This window comes from Mycolicibacterium elephantis DSM 44368 (genome assembly GCF_004014805.1).
GTDB lineage: Bacteria > Actinomycetota > Actinomycetes > Mycobacteriales > Mycobacteriaceae > Mycobacterium > Mycobacterium elephantis.
Genome location: NZ_ATDN01000016.1, coordinates 101,328 through 116,931, shown reverse-complemented (window position 1 = coordinate 116,931; position 15,604 = coordinate 101,328). Strand labels below are relative to the sequence as shown.

Here is a 15,604-nt window from a genome sequence, read left to right as displayed (position 1 = left end):
TGATACTGCCCCACACGGGCGGAAAAGTAGGACACCGCCGAACACAAATTAAGCCCTGTGCCCCCCAATTCAATTGGGGGGCACAGGCATTTGTGTACCTCGGTGAAATGTCCGGTTCGTAGATGATGCGCCCTGCGGGCCGCATCCAACGAACTCTTGCACGAGAACAACTTTCAACTGCCAGAGCTGCGCCACCGCCCAAGAGGTGGACACGCACCGTTACCCGAAGAGCGTGGGCTGCGCCGATGCGTGCGATCGCTCGAGTCCGAGCAGCATCATCTTCCGATCCAGGCCGCCGCCATAACCGGTGAGGCTGCCGTTCGCCCCGATCACCCGGTGACACGGCACGATGATGCCAATCGGGTTGTGGCCGTTGGCCAATCCCACCGCACGAAAGGCGCCGGGCGATCCGATCTGGCGGGCGATCTCCCCGTATGAGCGCGTCTCGCCGTACGGGATCGTCAACAGCGCCTCCCAAACTCGGCGCTGGAACGCCGTACCGACCAGGTCGAGCTGCAGATCGAAATCCCTGCGCTCACCCGCGAAGTAGGCCTCGAGCTGCTCGACAGCCTCGGGAAACGCGGTGTCGTCGGGCTCCCAATTCTCGCGACTCGGCTCGTAGGTTTGGTCCACCATCCGCAGATGCATCAGGCGGCCATTCTTGCCGGCCAACGTCAGCGGGCCCACGGGGCTGCCGACGCTACGAAACTGCAGGGTTTCCATCACTTTTCTCCTTCGGCGGCCATTCGTTGACCGCGTGCTCGAGGGCCGTCCAGAGGTGCTGCGTGGCATAGGAACGCCAGGGCCGCCAGCGCGTACTGCGTTCGGTAAGTGCCCGTTGATTGCACGGTAACCCCACTTGTTCGGCGGCGAGTCGCACGCCCAGATCACTGACCGGAAACGCGTCGGGGTCGCCGAGTCCGCGCATCGCGATCAGCTCCGCGGTCCAGTCACCGATGCCGGGCACGGCGCGCAACTGCTCACGAGCGTCGTTCCAGTCGGTTCCGGCGTCCAGCACCACCTCTCTGGCGGCGATCCCGCGGATCAGCGCAATCAGCGACCGTTGCCGCGCTTTCGGGAAGGCGAGGTGGGCGGGGTCGATGTCGGCAAGCTGCTCGATCGCTGGGAACACGTGGGTCAACGCACCGTCGGTGTCGGTGACAGGCTGACCGTAGGCGGAAACCAGTCGAGCCGCGTGGGTACGGGCGGCCTTGACGGACACCTGTTGTCCCAGCACCACCCGCAGCGCCAGTTCCTGCTCGTCGACGGTGCGGGGGATCCGCTGTCCGGGCGCTTTGGCGACCAGCACGCTCAGCTCAGGGTCGGCGCTCAGCGCGTCGACGATCGCCTCGGGATCGGCGTCCAGGTCCAACAACCGGCGGCACCGGGCGATCGCAGTGGCGAGATCACGGAAGTCATCCAGGGTCACCCGGCACTGCACATGATCGGGTTGCGGTGTGAGGCTGACGATTCCGTTACCGTTGGGCAGCCGCAGCGTTCGCCGGTAGGCGCCGTCACGCACTTCTTCGACACCGGGGACCGCGCTGGCGGCCAGATGCCCGAACAAGCCCTCATAAGCGAACGGGGTGCGCACGGCCAACCGCAACGAGAGCGCCCCGGTACCGCCGTCGCCTCCGCCGAACCGCGCCCGTGCGCGCCGACGCAACGCGGTCGGCGTCATGTCGCAGACGCTGCGCACGGTGTCGTTGAACTGGCGGATGCTGGAGAAGCCGGCGGCGAACGCGACGTCGCTGAAGGGCAGTTCGGTGGTCTCGATCAGGATCCGCGCGGTCTGGGTGCGCTGGGCCCTGGCCAGCGCCAACGGGTTGGCACCCACCTCGGCCTGCAGCAGCCTTTCCAGCTGTCGGGTGGTGTAGCCCAGGCGGCTGGCCAGGCCGGTGACCCCGTCGCGATCGACGGTGCCGTCGGCGATCAACCGCATGGCGCGGGCAACCACGTCACCGCGCACATTCCATTCCGGTGAGCCCGGCGATGCGTCGGGCCGGCAGCGTTTGCACGGGCGGAAGCCGGCTTTCTGTGCGGCGGCCGCGGTCGGATAGAACCGCATGTTGCGCGCGTAGGGAGGCCGGACGGGGCAGCTCGGCCGGCAATAGATTTTGGTGGTCAGCACGGCGGTGACGAACCAGCCGTCGAACCGGGCGTCCTTGGACAGCACGGCCCGGTAGCAGCGGTCGAAATCGTCGTACACGCCCTCCACAATTACACGCCACCACCGACATGACTAGCGGAAAATCGACATCGCCGTGGGAAGGTGCGCCGCCGTGGTGGTCGGCGCCCCGATGGCGCGGGTGGGGCGTTGGTACGCGTCAGCATGAAACGGTGACGTAGACCGTGCGGTAGCGGACCCGCTCTACCGAACCGGCATCACCGACCGGGTCACGCTCCGTAATATCCTGTCCGGCAGTCACACTCGTCACCGTGCACTGCGACAGCGGCGCCGCGCCCACCCGCCGACGTTGGCGCACACCGTCTGGCCGTTGACCCTCGACCGGCTGGCTCGATGAGAGGTTGGCTTAGAGTCAAGCGGTGACGATCAGCTACGACGACGTCCTGCGCGAACAGATTCGGGAACGGTTGGCCGCGCACGGCCGCCGCACCGTCGCCGACCCCGACAAACGCCACGCCGCGGTCGCGGTGGTGCTTGTCGACTCCGCGCTCGGCGAGGACCGGGTAGACCCAGCACCCGTCGACGACTGGATCGGCGGACGACCGATGCCGGAGGCCGGGCTCGACGGCCGCATGGTCGATGTATCCGGTGGTGCGGCGTTTCTGCTGTGCCGTAGGGCGTCTCGGCTGTCTTCGCACGCCGCCCAGTGGGCGCTGCCAGGAGGTCGCTTGGACCCGGGCGAAACAGTCGTGGAAGCCGCCTTGCGGGAACTGGACGAAGAGGTCGGCGTGCGGCTGTCGGATTCGACTGTGCTCGGCGTTCTCGACGACTACCCGACGCGGTCGGGCTACATCATCACCCCCGTGGTCATCTGGGGCGGGGGACGGCTGGACCTGCGTCCGGCCCCCGATGAGGTGGTCGCCGTCTACCGCGTCGGGCTGCATCAGCTTCAGCGCGACGACTCCCCGCGGTTCATCAGCATTCCGGAGAGTCCTCGCCCCGTCGTGCAGATCCCCCTCGGCAACGATCTGATCCACGCACCCACCGGCGCGGTGCTCTTGCAGCTGCGGTGGCTCTGCCTGGAGGGCCGCAGCGACCCGGTCGACACGCTCGAACAACCCGTGTTCGCCTGGTCCTGACCGAGCCGGGGCCATCGCCGCCGAGTCTCGAGATCCTAACGATCTCGTCAATTTCGGACGTCGGCGCTCGCGCCGCGAGCCGGCCTCGTGGTCTGGTGGAAACGATGTCAACACAGGGGCCGTCCGCATTTCGCTTGCTCGTCGCCGCGCTGGCGGGTGCCGCGCTGCTCGCCGTCGGGATAGGGGTCGCAACAGGCGCACCGCCCTCCGACGGTCGCGGCTACATCGACTCCACCGCGCGCTGCGTCGCGCCGAGCACCGCGGTGGTCTTCGGCAGCACCGCGAGCTCGCGGGTGGCGATCTGCGAATCTGCCGATGGCAAGTACGAGTACCGCGGTGTGCGGGTGCGCGACGGCGCCAGGTTGGTCGTGCCGGCCACCCCCGCCGATGACGGCGGGTTCACCGCGGACAACAACGGCATCACCTACACGGTGACGGCAGACGCCCTGACCATCACCTCGGGCTCCCGTGTGATCCGTGAAGAGGCGATGGTGGACTTCCACGGTTCAGCGCCGTCGGGCAACCCGGGCGCTTCCCCGCCCGCGGCGACCCCGACCTCCACGACGCCGCTGCCGCCGCCGTTACCGGCCGAGGTGGGCGGCGACAGCGACAGCTAAGCCGATCTAAGACAGGTCTATTCGCGTATCTCGCCGCGAAGGTAATGGTCGCGGCAGGCTCGGCGTGCCAGCTTGCCGCTGGTGGTCCGCGGGATCGAGCCGGCAGGTACGAAACGGATGTCGGCGACCGAAAGGCCGTGCACATCGGCGACCGCCGCGCGGATCGCCGCGATCGCCGGCGCCGGGTCAGCCCGTCGGGTGCCCGAAGCGCGTTCGGCGATGATCACCACATCGTCGACGTCGGCGGTGAACGCCGCCACGTATCCGCGGCGCACCATCGCCGACGCCTCAGCGACCGTGTTCTCGATGTCGTGCGGATAGTGCTGGCGACCGTCAACGACCACCACATCGGCGCGGCGGCCGGTGACATAAAGCTCACCGTCCAGATAAGTTCCGAGATCGCCGGTGCGCATCCATGCCGCATCGGCGGGTGCGCCGTGGGCGTGGCTGCCCTGGTCCAGTCGCGACTGCAGTGTGGCGCCGAACGTCAGGCGGGACTGCTCGGGCCGGGCCCAGTACTGTCGCGCGACGTTGTCGCCGTGCAGCCAGATCTCCCCGACCCGGGCGTCGGACTGTTCGGCGTGGGTTTCGGGGTCGACGATCACCGCCCACTGGCTGCGTGCGACCTGCCCGCACGACACCTGTGCCAGCGCGGTTTTCGCATCGGCGGCCACCGGTACCGCGCGTCCCTCGGCGAGCTGCGCGCGATCGAGGTGCACGACGGTGGGGGCGGCGTCGGGCGCGATGGTCGACACGAACAGGGTCGCCTCGGCGATGCCGTAGGAGGGTTTGATCGCCGTGTCGGGCAGCCCATATGGAGCAAACGCCGCGGCGAATGTCGAGATCGCGTCCACGTCGACCGGTTCGGAGCCCACGATCATCACGACGTTGCGCAGGTCGATGTCCTCGCCCGCAACGGGCAGGCCGCGTTGGGCGGTGTACTCGTAGGCGAAGTTGGGGGCGGCGGTGACCACCCGGCCCCGACGGGATTCGTCGGAGAGCGCGTGGATCCAGCGCTCGGGTCGACGCAGAAAGGCCGTGGGCGACAACAGCGTCGAATGACCGCCATACACCGCGGGAAAGCCGATCATCGACAACCCCATGTCGTGGTAGAGCGGCAGCCAGCTGACCCCGTGGGTGTTTCGGTCCAGCAGGTCGATGGACAGGATCATCTGGATCAGATTGGTGCCGACGGCGCGGTGCGTGATCTCCACGCCGACCGGGGCTCGTGTCGATCCCGAGGTGTACTGCAGGTGCGACACATCGTCGACATCCAGATCAACCGGCGTGAACGCCTCACTGGCCGAATCCGGGATCTCGTCGACCACGATGAGCTCGGGTCGGGGCTGGAACGCGTGCTGGGCCAGGAACGCCTCGACGGCGTCGGCGACGGCGCGCGTCGTGAGGATCACCGCCGGGCGGGCGTCGCTCAGGGCGGTGTCCAGGCGTTCGGCGTGACCTTGAAGTTCGGGGGCGAACAACGGCACCGCGACCATGCCCGCCTTCACCGCGCCGTAGAACCCGGCGACGTAGTCCAGGCCCTGCGGCGCCAGGATCGCGACCCGATCGCCCAACGACGCGACGCGTTGCACCGCCGCGCCGATCGCCCTGATGCGAAGCCCCAGCTCGATCCACGTCAGCTCGACGGCTCGACCGTCCGCCGATCCGGTGTAGTCGAGGTATCGGTAGGCCACCGTGTCGCCGAGGTGGGCGATATTGCGGTCGATGAGCGAAACCAGCGTCACCCCGGGCGGCAGAACGACGTTGCCCTCGGCGTCGAGGCAGTCCTCGATCTTCAGCAGACCCCTATGGTCGATAGATGTGGCCACGACCCCGAGTGTAATTAACGTGACGCGCAGTATCACGTATCTACACCCGGTTGTGACGCACAGTTGTCGAGAAGTGAGGAAACCATGACGTCACCCACGCCGCTGGTGCCGCCGTTCACCCGCGAGACCGCCACCGCGAAGGTGCGCGTCGCCGAGGATCTCTGGAATACCAGAGACCCGGAACGCGTCGCGAGGGGCTACACGCCCGACAGCTGGTGGCGCAACCGGTCCACCTTCGTGCAGGGACGCTCTCAGATCGTCGAATTTCTCACCGCGAAGTGGGCCAGCGAACTCGAGTACCGGCTCATCAAGGAGCTCTGGGCGTTCGGTGACGATCGCCTTGCCGTCAGATTCGCATACGAATATCACGACGACACGGGCCAGTGGTTTCGCGCCTACGGCAACGAGAACTGGGAGTTCGACGCCGGCGGACTGATGAAGACCCGTCACGCCAGCATCAACGACGTCGCCATCACCGAGGCCGATCGCCTTTTCCATTGGGACCGAAGCGGTCCGCGGCCGACCGACCATCCGGGCCTCACCGAGCTGGGGCTGTGAGCGCAGCGGTCGTGGCGGAACCGGCCTGCCGATAGGATCTCGTCATGGCTCAACTGGTGCAGGAGTACCTGGACCAGATCCGTGCCGAACATCTCGCCAACACCGACGGCGCGCTGGCCGACTACATCCCGGAATTGGCCCGCGTCGATCCCAATGCGCTGGGGCTGTCATTATGTCTGGCCGACGGATTCGTCTATGAATGTGGCGATTCGGCAATCGAATTCACGATCCAGTCGGTGTCGAAACCGTTCACATATGCACTCGCCCTCGACCGCATCGGCCAGCAGGCGGTGGATGCGAGGATCGGCGTCGAACCCTCGGGCGAGGCGTTCAACGAGATCAGCGTCGACGAGACCACCAAGACACCGAAGAACCCGATGATCAACGCCGGTGCCATCGCCGCGGTTTCGCTGATCCCGGGCAACAGCGCCGATGACCGGTTCAACCAGATCCTCGAGTTCTATTCGGCGTTCGCGGGGCGGCCCCTGTCGGTCGATCTCGACGTGTACGCCTCGGAGAAGGCCACCGGTAGCCGCAACCGCGCGATCGCCTACATGTTGCAGAGTTTCGGCGTGCTCGACGGCGATCCCGACGAGATTCTCGACGTCTATTTCCGCCAGTGCTCGATCAACGTCACGAGCACCGATCTGGCCAGGATGGCCACGACGCTCGCCCGTGGAGGGGTCGAACCCCGGTCCGGGCGGCGCTTGACCAGCGCCGCGGTGGTCCAGCGCACGTTGAGCGTGATGGTCACCTGCGGGATGTACGACGCCGCGGGGGACTGGGTAAGCGCGGTGGGCATGCCCGCGAAAAGCGGTGTCGGCGGCGGCGTCACCGCCGCGTTGCCCGGACAACTCGGGATCGGCGTCTACTCACCGCTTCTGGATGCCAAAGGCCACAGTGTCCGCGGTGTAGAGGTATGCCGCAGCCTGTCGGCCAACCTCGGGTTGCATTTCATGTCGGTCACCCGCGAATCCCGCTCGACCGTCCGGGCGTCCTATGACGCCCGTCCCGGTGTTCGGGTCTACGAACTGCACGGTGATCTGTTGTTCGCCGGGGCCGAGCAGGTGCTGCGCAACATCGAGCGGGAATACGACGAGTTCGACGTGGCCATCCTCGAGGTCTCGCGCGTCGACGACATCGACGCGACCGCCCGCCGCATGCTCGCCGGTATGCGTGAGTTCCTCACGGCGGCAGGCAAAAAGGGCTTTGTGGTCGATCCTGACGACACGCTGCGGTTGGCCGGTGTCCCGGACTCCCGGGCCACCGTCTTCACCACACTCGATGATGCGCTGAGCGCTGCCCCAGCCCGGAGAGCGTCAGACGGGTAACGCCAAGCGGGTGGGCTCGTCAAGGCCCCGCAGCGTCACCGTATCCCCGAAGGTCCAATGCGCACGTTCGCTTTCGGATGCGTTCAGCACCGTGGTCGACGAGGCCAGAACGTGGCAGGGCTGGGTCTTGGCCAGCTCGCAGAGCCGAGCCGCCTCGTTGACGGGTTCTCCGATCACGGTGTACTCGAACCGTTCTCGCGCACCGACGTTCCCGGCGACCGCGACGCCCGACGCGATGCCGACGCCCGCCTCGACCTCGGGTGTCTCCTCACGGATCCGCCGCACGATGGCGCGCCCGGCGGCCAGCGCGGCGTCCTCGGGAGACGGCAGGTCGTTGGGTGCACCGAAGACGGCCAACGCGCCGTCGCCCTCGAACTTGTTGACGAAACCCTGATGGCGGTCGACCTCTTCGACGACGACGGCGAAGAACCGATTCAACAGATCGACGACCTCGGTTGCCCGCAACCTCGTCACCAAGTTCGAAGAGCCGATGATGTCGACGAAGATTACCGCGACGTGCCGTTCTTCGCCGCCGAGCTTGGTGTGCTGTTTCTCGGCGGCGGCGGCGACGTCGCGGCCGACATGGCGGCCGAACAGGTCGCGCAACCGCTCCCGTTCCCGCAGCCCGCGCACCATTCTGTTGAATCCGCGCTGCAACTCGCCAAGCTCGGTGCCGTCGAAAACCACCAGCTCGCAACTCAAGTCGCCTTCTTCGACGCGCCTCAGCGCGGTGCGCACCACCCGCAACGGGGTTGCGAACAGCCAGGACAGCAGCCACATCAGCAGGAAACCGAAGCTCAGCGCGAGCAGTGCGATGATCATCACGGCGATGGCGAGCTGGGTCTGCGTCAGGTTGCGCAACCACACCGAGAACAGCGCGGTGATCACGATGCCGATCATCGGCACGCCCGAGCTGAGCAGCCACACCGTCATCGTGCGGCCCATGATGCCGCCGGTCAGTCGGCGCGGTGGCGGGGCGTACTCCAGCGCCTGCGCGGCCACGGGCCGCAGCGCGAACTCCGTCGTGAGATAACCGGCGGTGGCGACGATGACACCCGGGAACGCCAACGAGAACAAGAACCGGGGGATGAAGATCGTGTCGATCATCCCGTAGAGCGTCGTGAACAGCGCCGTTCCCACACCCCACAAGGCCAGCAGCGCCAAGGCCACCCGCCACGGAGCCGTGAACGTGTTGCGGTGATCCGCCGCAGTGGGCCGGCGTAGTTCGATGGCCCAGCGCAACGCGTTGACCGTGCGTTTGGTGATCCAGAAGACGCCGACCACCAACGCTGCGCCGATGTAGGCGGGCACAACGCCGAAAGGCAGCCAGGCGGGCACGTCGCTGATCGCGCTTGGCACCGGGAACGCCACCACCACCAACAGCAACGAGACCGCGATGCCGAGAAGGTTCCACGCCAACACGAGAACGGTCAGGATGATCTGGATTCGCACCCGACGCCGGGCCTGGCTCTCGGAGGCCTTGCCGAGCAGCCACGAGCCGTACTCGTGGCCCTCGGGTAGCCGCCCGCTCTGCCGGGTGAGGGTCTCGGCGATGCGGCCCAGGCGGCGCGCAAGACTGCTCTTCTTGGCGTTCATCTCGGCCTAGCCTAAATTGCCCGGGCCGCCCCCTAATGTGGTTCGGGTGCGTCTCGTCATCGCCCAGTGCACTGTGGACTACGTCGGAAGGCTAACGGCCCATTTGCCGTCGGCGCGCCGCCTGCTGCTGATCAAGGCCGATGGCTCGGTCAGTGTGCACGCCGACGACCGGGCCTACAAGCCGCTGAACTGGATGAGCCCGCCCTGCCGGCTGACCGAGCACCTCGACGGCCCCGCGCCGGTCTGGGTGGTGGAGAACAAGACGGGCGAGCAGCTGCGAATCACGGTGGAGGAGATCGAGCACGATTCCAGCCACGAACTCGGCGTCGACCCGGGGCTGGTCAAAGACGGCGTGGAGGCCCATCTGCAGGAGTTGCTGGCCGAGCACGTCGAACTGCTCGGGCCCGGATACACGCTGGTGCGCCGCGAATACATGACCGCGATCGGCCCCGTCGACCTGCTGTGTCGGGACGAGAACGGCCGTGCGGTAGCCGTGGAGATCAAGCGCCGCGGTGAGATCGACGGCGTCGAACAGCTCACCCGATACCTCGAGCTGCTCAACCGTGACACGCTGCTGGCGCCGGTGGCAGGCGTCTTCGCCGCCCAACAGATCAAACCGCAGGCGCGGACCCTGGCGAGCGACCGTGGAATTCGTTGCGTGACGCTGGATTACGACCAGATGCGCGGTATGGACAGCGACGAGTTCCGGCTGTTTTGATGCCTCGGCGTGGCAGGCCCTCCCGACGCAGGCAGTCGTCGACGCCGTTGCCGCCGATGCGCCGAATCGAAATCGGCCCGGACGGCTATGAGTACGAAGTCAGACCGGTCCCGGGCTCGCGTGCCACGAAGACCTACCGGTGTCCGGGCTGTGATCATGAGATCCGCGTCGGCACAGCGCATTTGGTGGTGTTTCCCGCAGCGGGCGGCGAGCAGGCCGTCGACGACCGCCGGCATTGGCACACCCCGTGCTGGACGCACCGGGGTACCCGCGGTCCGACCCGCCGGTGGTCTTAGTGGGTGGAGTCGTCCTCGGCGGGCTCGACCAGCTCGATGAGCACCCCGCCGGCATCCTTGGGATGGATGAAGTTGATCCGTGAATTGGCGGTGCCGCGCCGTGGTGCGTCGTAGATCAGGCGCACCCCGTCGGCGCGCAGGCGCTCCGAAAGCGCGTCGATGTCGCTGGTGCGGTAGGCCAGCTGCTGAATCCCGGGGCCGCGCTTGTCGAGGAACTTCGCGATCGTCGAGGTCTCGTCGAGCGGCGCCATAAGTTGGATCTGGGCGCTGCCGACCGGGGCGCCCCGCACGGCGAGCATGGCTTCACGGACGCCCTGGTCCTCGTTGACCTCCTCGTGCAACACGATCATTCCGAGGTGGTCGTGGTACCACTTGATGGCGGCGGCCAGGTCGGGCACCGCGATGCCGACGTGGTCGATCGCCGTCACCAAGGCGCTCGCGAGGACAGGACGGGCATCAACCTGCTCGGCGGTCATAACGCAACGGTAACGTTTACTAGAACCGTTTGCATATGCGTGATCGGTCACATCGGCGCAGACGATGCCTGGAGGTACTGAAATGACGACGTCGGTAATTGTTGCTGGAGCGCGCACTCCGGTAGGCAAACTCATGGGTTCGCTCAAGGATTTTTCCGGCAGTGACCTCGGTGGCATCGCGATCGCCGGCGCCCTGGAAAAGGCCAAGGTCCCGGCTTCGGCGGTCGAATACGTGATCATGGGCCAGGTGCTCACCGCCGGTGCCGGGCAGATGCCGGCCCGGCAGGCCGCGGTTGCCGGCGGCATCGGCTGGGACGTGCCGTCGCTGACCATCAACAAGATGTGCCTGTCCGGCATCGATGCGATCGCGCTGGCCGACCAGCTGATCCGGGCCGGGGAGTTCGACGTGGTGGTCGCCGGGGGCCAGGAGTCGATGTCGCAGGCGCCGCACATGCTGATGAACAGCCGCTCGGGCTACAAGTACGGCAATTTCACGGTGCTCGATCACATGGCCTACGACGGCCTGCACGACGTGTTCACCGACCAGCCGATGGGCGCGCTCACCGAGCAGCGAAACGAGGTCGACCGGTTCACTCGCGAAGAGCAGGACGAGTTTGCTGCGCGGTCGCACCAGAAGGCCGCCGCGGCATGGAAAGACGGCGTCTTCGCCGACGAGGTCGTGCCGGTGCAGATCCCGCAGCGCAAGGGTGACCCGATCGAGTTCACCGAGGATGAGGGCATCCGCGCCAACACCACCGTGGAGTCGTTGGCGAGCCTGAAACCCGCCTTCCGCAAGGACGGCACCATCACCGCCGGGTCGGCGTCGCAGATCTCCGACGGCGCGGCCGCGGTGGTGGTGATGAACAAGGACAAGGCCGTCGAAATGGGGCTGAGCTGGCTGGTCGAGATCGGCGCACACGGCGTCGTCGCCGGCCCGGATTCCACCCTGCAGTCACAGCCGGCGAACGCCATCAAGAAAGCGATTGCGCGCGAGGGCATCTCGGTCGATCAGCTCGACGTCATCGAGATCAACGAGGCCTTCTCGGCGGTGTCGCTGGCCTCGGCCAAGGAGCTCGGCGTGGAGCTGGACAACGTCAACGTCAACGGCGGGGCCATCGCCATCGGGCACCCGATCGGGATGTCGGGGGCTCGGATCACCCTGCATGCGGCGCTCGAGCTGGCCCGGAAGGGTTCCGGCTACGCGGTGGCGGCGTTGTGCGGGGCGGGCGGCCAGGGCGACGCGCTGGTCCTGCGCGCGGGATAGCGCCTACGACGCTGCGTAGTAAGCGCGGCGGGTTTCGGGCACAATGGCGGCCATGATTCGCGCCTTCGATCCCCGCCCGGTTGCCGGCTGGTTCCGGTTCGTCGCCCTGCTCGAGGCGGTCAGCTGGGCTGGGCTGCTGGTCGGGATGTACTTCAAGTACCTGGGCACCCCTCGGACGGAGATCGGGGTCAAGGTGTTCGGCATGGCGCACGGGCTGATCTTCGTCGCGTTCGTCGCCGTCGTCCTGCTGGCCGGAGTCGCGTTCAAGTGGACGCTCAGCACCTGGTTGCTGGCGTTGCTGTCGAGCATCGTGCCACTGGCCAGTGTGATCTTTCTCATATGGGCCGAGCGCAGCGGCCGGATCGGCGTCGGCGCGGCCGGTGGGGCCCTTGCACAACCGGGCCTGCCCGCACCCGAGTCGACGTGACAAACTTGTAGGCGTGACTCGACCCCGACCTTCCATCGCGGCCTCGATGGCCGGTGCGGTTGACCTGTCGGCGCTCAAGCAGCGGGCGTCAGCGGGCGACGGCGGTTCGGCAGCCCCATCGGGTGGTGTGGAGATCACTGAGGCCAACCTTGAAGCTGAAGTGCTGGTGCGGTCCAGCCAGGTGCCTGTCGTGGTGTTGCTGTGGTCGCCGCGCAGCGACGCCAGCGTCCAACTGGGTGATGCGCTGGGCAGTCTCGCGTCCGCCGACGGCGGAAAATGGTCGCTGGCGACGGTCAACGTCGACGCCGTGCCCCGGGTGGCGCAGATGTTCGGCGTGCAGGCCGTCCCCACGGTGGTCGCGCTGGCCGCCGGTCAACCGCTGTCGAGCTTCCAGGGTGCGCAGCCTCCCGAGCAGCTGCGCCAGTGGATCGACTCCCTGCTGAACGCCACCGCCGGGAAGCTGTCCGGCAGCGGGGATCCCGATCAGCCCGAGCAGGTCGACCCGGAACTCGCACAGGCGCGCGCCCATCTGGACGCCGGCGATTTCGAAGCGGCGCGCAAGGCGTACCAAGCGATCCTGGACGCCAACCCCGGCCATGCCGAAGCCAAGGGCGCGGTGCGCCAGATCAGCTTCCTTCAGCGTGCGACGTCGCGTGCGCCCGGGGCGATCGTCGCCGCCGACGCCAAGCCGGACGACATCGAGCTGGCCTTCGCGGCTGCCGACGTCGAGATCCTGCAGCAGAACGCCGCGGCGGCTTTCGACCGGCTGGTCGGGCTGGTGCAGCGGACCTCGGGCGACGATCGCGCCAAGGTGCGTACCCGGCTCGTCGAGCTGTTCGAGCTCTTCGACCCCGCCGACCCCGACGTGATCGCCGGCCGGCGCAAGCTCGCCAACGCGCTGTATTGATTTCCCGGCGGCTCGCTGTACCCCGCCGAGATCGACGAAATGGCGAAAACTACTCGCACTTTCCCGCCCGTTTGTCCCTTTGGGCGCGAAAGATGGGCGAGACCTCTCAGTCGGCGGGTTCGAACCACAGCGCGGCCAGCGGCGGCAGCACCATGACCGCCGACGCGGGGCGGCCGTGCCACGGCTCGGCGGTCGCCTCCACCGCGCCGTAGTTGCCGATGCCCGCGCCGTTGTAGATGTCGGCGTCGGTGTTGAGCACCTCACGCCACGTGCCCGCGTGCGGCAGGCCGAGCCGATAGCGCGTGTGCTCGGCACCGGCGAAGTTGAACACGCAGGCCATCACCGAGCCATCGTCGCCGTAGCGTAAGAAGCTGATCACGTTGTTGGCCGAATCGTTGGCGTCGATCCAAGAGTAGCCCTCGGGGCTGGTGTCGCGCGACCACAGCGCCCGCCGGTCGCGGTAGATCCGGTTCATGTCGTGCACCATGCGTTGGATGCCCGTCGAGTAGCTGTTCTCGTCGAGCTGATACCAGTCCACGCCGCGTTCCTCCGACCACTCGGCGCGCTGGCCGAAATCCTGGCCCATGAACAACAGTTGCTTGCCCGGGTGCGCCCACTGGTAGGCCAACAGGCCGCGCAACCCCGCGGCCTTGACGTGGTCGTTGCCTGGCATGCGGCCCCACAACGTGCCCTTGCCGTGCACCACCTCGTCGTGGCTGATCGGCAGCACATAGTTCTCGCTGAACGCATACAGCATCGAGAACGTGATCTCGTGGTGGTGATAGCTGCGGTGGATCGGGTCGCGTTTGATGAACTCCAGGGTGTCGTTCATCCAGCCCATGTTCCACTTCATCGAAAAGCCCAGGCCGCCAAGGTTTGTCGGGCGGGTGACACCTGGCCACGACGTCGACTCCTCGGCGATGGTCACCACGCCCGGGGTCACCTTGTGCACGGTCGCGTTCATCTCCTGCAGGAACTGCACGGCTTCGAGGTTCTCCCGCCCGCCGTAGATGTTGGGTGTCCAGCCGCCTTCCGGACGCGAGTAGTCCAGGTACAGCATCGAGGCGACCGCGTCGACCCGCAGGCCGTCGATGTGGAACTCCTGGCACCAGTAGAGCGCGTTGGCGACCAGGAAGTTGCGCACTTCGGCGCGGCCGAAATCGAAGACGTATGTGCCCCAATCGAGTTGTTCACCCCGGCGCGGATCGGAGTGCTCGTACAGGGCGGTTCCGTCGAACCGGCCCAGCGCCCAGGCGTCCTTGGGGAAGTGCGCGGGCACCCAGTCCATGATCACCCCGATGCCGGCCTGGTGCAGCGTGTCGACGAGGAAGCGGAACTCGTCGGGCGTGCCCAGCCGCGAGGTGGGGGCGTAGTACGACGTCACCTGATAGCCCCACGAACCGCCGAACGGATGCTCGGCCACCGGCATCAACTCGACATGCGTGAAGCCTTGCGACACCACATATTCGGTGAGCTGCTCGGCCAGTTCCCGGTAGCTCAGCCCCGGTCGCCACGACATCAGATGCACCTCATAGGTGCTCATCGGTTCGAACACCGGGTTCAGTTCGGTGCGCTTGCGCATCCACTCGTCGTCGGCCCACCGGTACTCGCTGCGGGTCACCTTCGACGCCGTCTGCGGCGGCACCTCGGTGGCAAACGCCATCGGATCGGCACGATCGCTGATCGAACCGTCTGCGCCGTGCACCCGGAACTTGTACAGACCCCCGACCTCGAAACCGGGCCAGAACAGCTCCCACACCCCTGTGGAGCCGAGCACCCGCAATTGCGCCTCGGTGCCGTCCCAGTGGTTGAAGTCCCCAATCAGGCTGACGCCCTTGGCGTTCGGGGCCCACACCGCGAACGACACCCCGTCGACCTCCCCGTCGGGTGTGGAGAACCGGCGCGGATGCGCCCCCAGCACCTCCCACAGCCGTTCGTGGCGGCCTTCGGCGAACAGGTGCAGGTCGATCTCGCCGAGGGTGGGCAAGAACCGGTAGGCGTCCGCGACGGTGTGCCGGTGGATCTTGCCGTCCTCACCGGCATAACCCACCTCGAGCCGGTAGTCGATCAGGTCGGTGAACGGCAGCGCGACGGCGAACAGCCCGGCCTCGACATGGGTGAACGCATACCGCTCACCGCCGATCAGCGCGACCACCTCACGCGCGTGCGGCCGGTAGGCGCGGATGACAGTGTGGTCGTCGTATTCATGTGCGCCCAGAATCGAGTGCGGATCGTGGTGTTCGCAGGCCAGCAGCCGGTTGAGATCGGCGGTATGCGGCCGCAGATGAGGGCTGGTGCGTGGATTGGTCTGCGTCATG

At 67.0% G+C, this 15,604-nt stretch carries 15 protein-coding genes; 9 read left to right on the top strand and 6 right to left on the bottom strand.

Features of this window, described 5'->3' with window-relative positions:
- Nucleotides 1-219: 219 nt before the first annotated feature.
- Together MELE44368_RS13135 and MELE44368_RS13130 are read right to left on the bottom strand one after the other, a co-directional pair.
- Complete coding sequence (locus MELE44368_RS13135) at nucleotides 220-723, bottom strand: methylated-DNA--[protein]-cysteine S-methyltransferase (RefSeq protein ID WP_128108892.1); 504 nt, start codon at nucleotides 721-723, stop codon at nucleotides 220-222.
- A complete protein-coding gene (locus MELE44368_RS13130; RefSeq protein ID WP_128108891.1) occupies nucleotides 701-2,209 on the bottom strand; it encodes a DNA-3-methyladenine glycosylase 2 family protein in 1,509 nt (502 codons plus the stop codon). The genes MELE44368_RS13135 and MELE44368_RS13130 overlap by 23 nt, the downstream gene beginning before the upstream one ends.
- Before the next feature lie 338 nt (nucleotides 2,210-2,547).
- On the opposite strand from MELE44368_RS13130, the gene MELE44368_RS13125 reads away from it, so the two are divergent.
- Both MELE44368_RS13125 and MELE44368_RS13120 read left to right on the top strand, forming a co-directional pair.
- A complete protein-coding gene (locus MELE44368_RS13125; RefSeq protein ID WP_128108890.1) occupies nucleotides 2,548-3,267 on the top strand; it encodes an NUDIX hydrolase in 720 nt (239 codons plus the stop codon).
- Nucleotides 3,268-3,371: 104 nt separating this feature from the next.
- Nucleotides 3,372-3,884, top strand: coding sequence for a hypothetical protein (locus MELE44368_RS13120; RefSeq protein ID WP_128108889.1), 513 nt, complete (start codon nucleotides 3,372-3,374; stop codon nucleotides 3,882-3,884).
- A 17-nt stretch (nucleotides 3,885-3,901) separates the two neighbouring features.
- Here MELE44368_RS13120 and MELE44368_RS13115 read toward each other — a convergent pair whose 3' ends face one another.
- The gene (locus MELE44368_RS13115) at nucleotides 3,902-5,713 is read right to left on the bottom strand and encodes a fatty acyl-AMP ligase (RefSeq protein WP_128108888.1); all 1,812 of its coding nucleotides are present in this window, start codon (nucleotides 5,711-5,713) and stop codon (nucleotides 3,902-3,904) included.
- An 84-nt stretch (nucleotides 5,714-5,797) separates the two neighbouring features.
- Between MELE44368_RS13115 and MELE44368_RS13110 the strand changes: the two genes are divergently transcribed.
- Entirely contained in the window at nucleotides 5,798-6,271 is a 474-nt protein-coding gene (locus MELE44368_RS13110) for a nuclear transport factor 2 family protein (RefSeq protein WP_128108887.1), read from the top strand.
- Nucleotides 6,272-6,315: 44 nt separating this feature from the next.
- Nucleotides 6,316-7,602, top strand: coding sequence for a glutaminase A (glsA, locus tag MELE44368_RS13105; RefSeq protein ID WP_128108886.1), 1,287 nt, complete (start codon nucleotides 6,316-6,318; stop codon nucleotides 7,600-7,602).
- Here glsA and MELE44368_RS13100 read toward each other — a convergent pair.
- Nucleotides 7,591-9,198 carry an adenylate/guanylate cyclase domain-containing protein gene (locus tag MELE44368_RS13100; protein ID WP_128108885.1) on the bottom strand — a complete coding sequence of 536 codons (1,608 nt, stop codon included), beginning with the start codon at nucleotides 9,196-9,198 and terminating at the stop codon, nucleotides 7,591-7,593. The two genes, glsA and MELE44368_RS13100, sit on opposite strands and share 12 nt — an antisense overlap.
- Before the next feature lie 46 nt (nucleotides 9,199-9,244).
- Between MELE44368_RS13100 and nucS the strand changes: the two genes are divergently transcribed.
- Nucleotides 9,245-9,916: an endonuclease NucS gene (nucS, locus tag MELE44368_RS13095; protein WP_128108884.1), complete on the top strand. Its 672-nt coding sequence runs from the start codon at nucleotides 9,245-9,247 to the stop codon at nucleotides 9,914-9,916.
- Nucleotides 9,916-10,212 (top strand): Rv1322 family protein, encoded by a 297-nt coding sequence (locus tag MELE44368_RS27100; protein ID WP_128108883.1) that lies wholly within the window; start codon nucleotides 9,916-9,918, stop codon nucleotides 10,210-10,212. Before nucS ends, MELE44368_RS27100 begins: the two co-directional genes overlap by 1 nt.
- Here MELE44368_RS27100 and mce read toward each other — a convergent pair.
- Nucleotides 10,209-10,688, bottom strand: a complete 480-nt coding sequence (mce, locus tag MELE44368_RS13085; protein WP_128108882.1) for a methylmalonyl-CoA epimerase — start codon at nucleotides 10,686-10,688, stop codon at nucleotides 10,209-10,211. The two genes, MELE44368_RS27100 and mce, sit on opposite strands and share 4 nt — an antisense overlap.
- A gap of 82 nt (nucleotides 10,689-10,770) precedes the next feature.
- Here mce and MELE44368_RS13080 point away from each other — a divergent pair, with 82 nt between their 5' ends.
- Genes MELE44368_RS13080 through MELE44368_RS13070 form a run of 3 tightly spaced genes read left to right on the top strand, consistent with a single transcriptional unit; the run spans nucleotide 10,771 to nucleotide 13,286 of the window.
- On the top strand, nucleotides 10,771-11,952 hold the full coding sequence (locus tag MELE44368_RS13080; RefSeq protein WP_128108881.1) for an acetyl-CoA C-acetyltransferase: 1,182 nt from the start codon (nucleotides 10,771-10,773) through the stop codon (nucleotides 11,950-11,952).
- 43 nt (nucleotides 11,953-11,995) lie between these two features.
- Nucleotides 11,996-12,379, top strand: coding sequence for a DUF3817 domain-containing protein (locus MELE44368_RS13075; RefSeq protein WP_128108880.1), 384 nt, complete (start codon nucleotides 11,996-11,998; stop codon nucleotides 12,377-12,379).
- Between the two features lie 13 nt (nucleotides 12,380-12,392).
- Nucleotides 12,393-13,286, top strand: a complete 894-nt coding sequence (locus tag MELE44368_RS13070; RefSeq protein ID WP_206613759.1) for a tetratricopeptide repeat protein — start codon at nucleotides 12,393-12,395, stop codon at nucleotides 13,284-13,286.
- 106 nt (nucleotides 13,287-13,392) lie between these two features.
- Here the strand turns inward: MELE44368_RS13070 and glgB are convergent, their stop codons facing one another.
- Nucleotides 13,393-15,603, bottom strand: coding sequence for a 1,4-alpha-glucan branching protein GlgB (gene glgB, locus MELE44368_RS13065; RefSeq protein ID WP_128108879.1), 2,211 nt, complete (start codon nucleotides 15,601-15,603; stop codon nucleotides 13,393-13,395).
- Nucleotide 15,604: the final 1 nt, after the last annotated feature.

Excerpts from the sequence above, each read along its gene's own strand:
- MELE44368_RS13135 (WP_128108892.1), bottom strand. The coding sequence starts at position 723 with ATGGAAACCCTGCAGTTTCGTAGCGTCGGCAGCCCCGTGGGCCCGCTG.
- MELE44368_RS13120 (WP_128108889.1), top strand. The coding sequence starts at position 3,372 with ATGTCAACACAGGGGCCGTCCGCATTTCGCTTGCTCGTCGCCGCGCTG.
- MELE44368_RS13110 (WP_128108887.1), top strand. The coding sequence starts at position 5,798 with ATGACGTCACCCACGCCGCTGGTGCCGCCGTTCACCCGCGAGACCGCC.
- glsA (WP_128108886.1), top strand. The coding sequence starts at position 6,316 with ATGGCTCAACTGGTGCAGGAGTACCTGGACCAGATCCGTGCCGAACAT.
- MELE44368_RS13100 (WP_128108885.1), bottom strand. The coding sequence starts at position 9,198 with ATGAACGCCAAGAAGAGCAGTCTTGCGCGCCGCCTGGGCCGCATCGCC.
- MELE44368_RS27100 (WP_128108883.1), top strand. The coding sequence starts at position 9,916 with ATGCCTCGGCGTGGCAGGCCCTCCCGACGCAGGCAGTCGTCGACGCCG.
- mce (WP_128108882.1), bottom strand. The coding sequence starts at position 10,688 with ATGACCGCCGAGCAGGTTGATGCCCGTCCTGTCCTCGCGAGCGCCTTG.
- MELE44368_RS13080 (WP_128108881.1), top strand. The coding sequence starts at position 10,771 with ATGACGACGTCGGTAATTGTTGCTGGAGCGCGCACTCCGGTAGGCAAA.
- MELE44368_RS13075 (WP_128108880.1), top strand. The coding sequence starts at position 11,996 with ATGGCGGCCATGATTCGCGCCTTCGATCCCCGCCCGGTTGCCGGCTGG.
- glgB (WP_128108879.1), bottom strand. The coding sequence starts at position 15,603 with ATGACGCAGACCAATCCACGCACCAGCCCTCATCTGCGGCCGCATACC.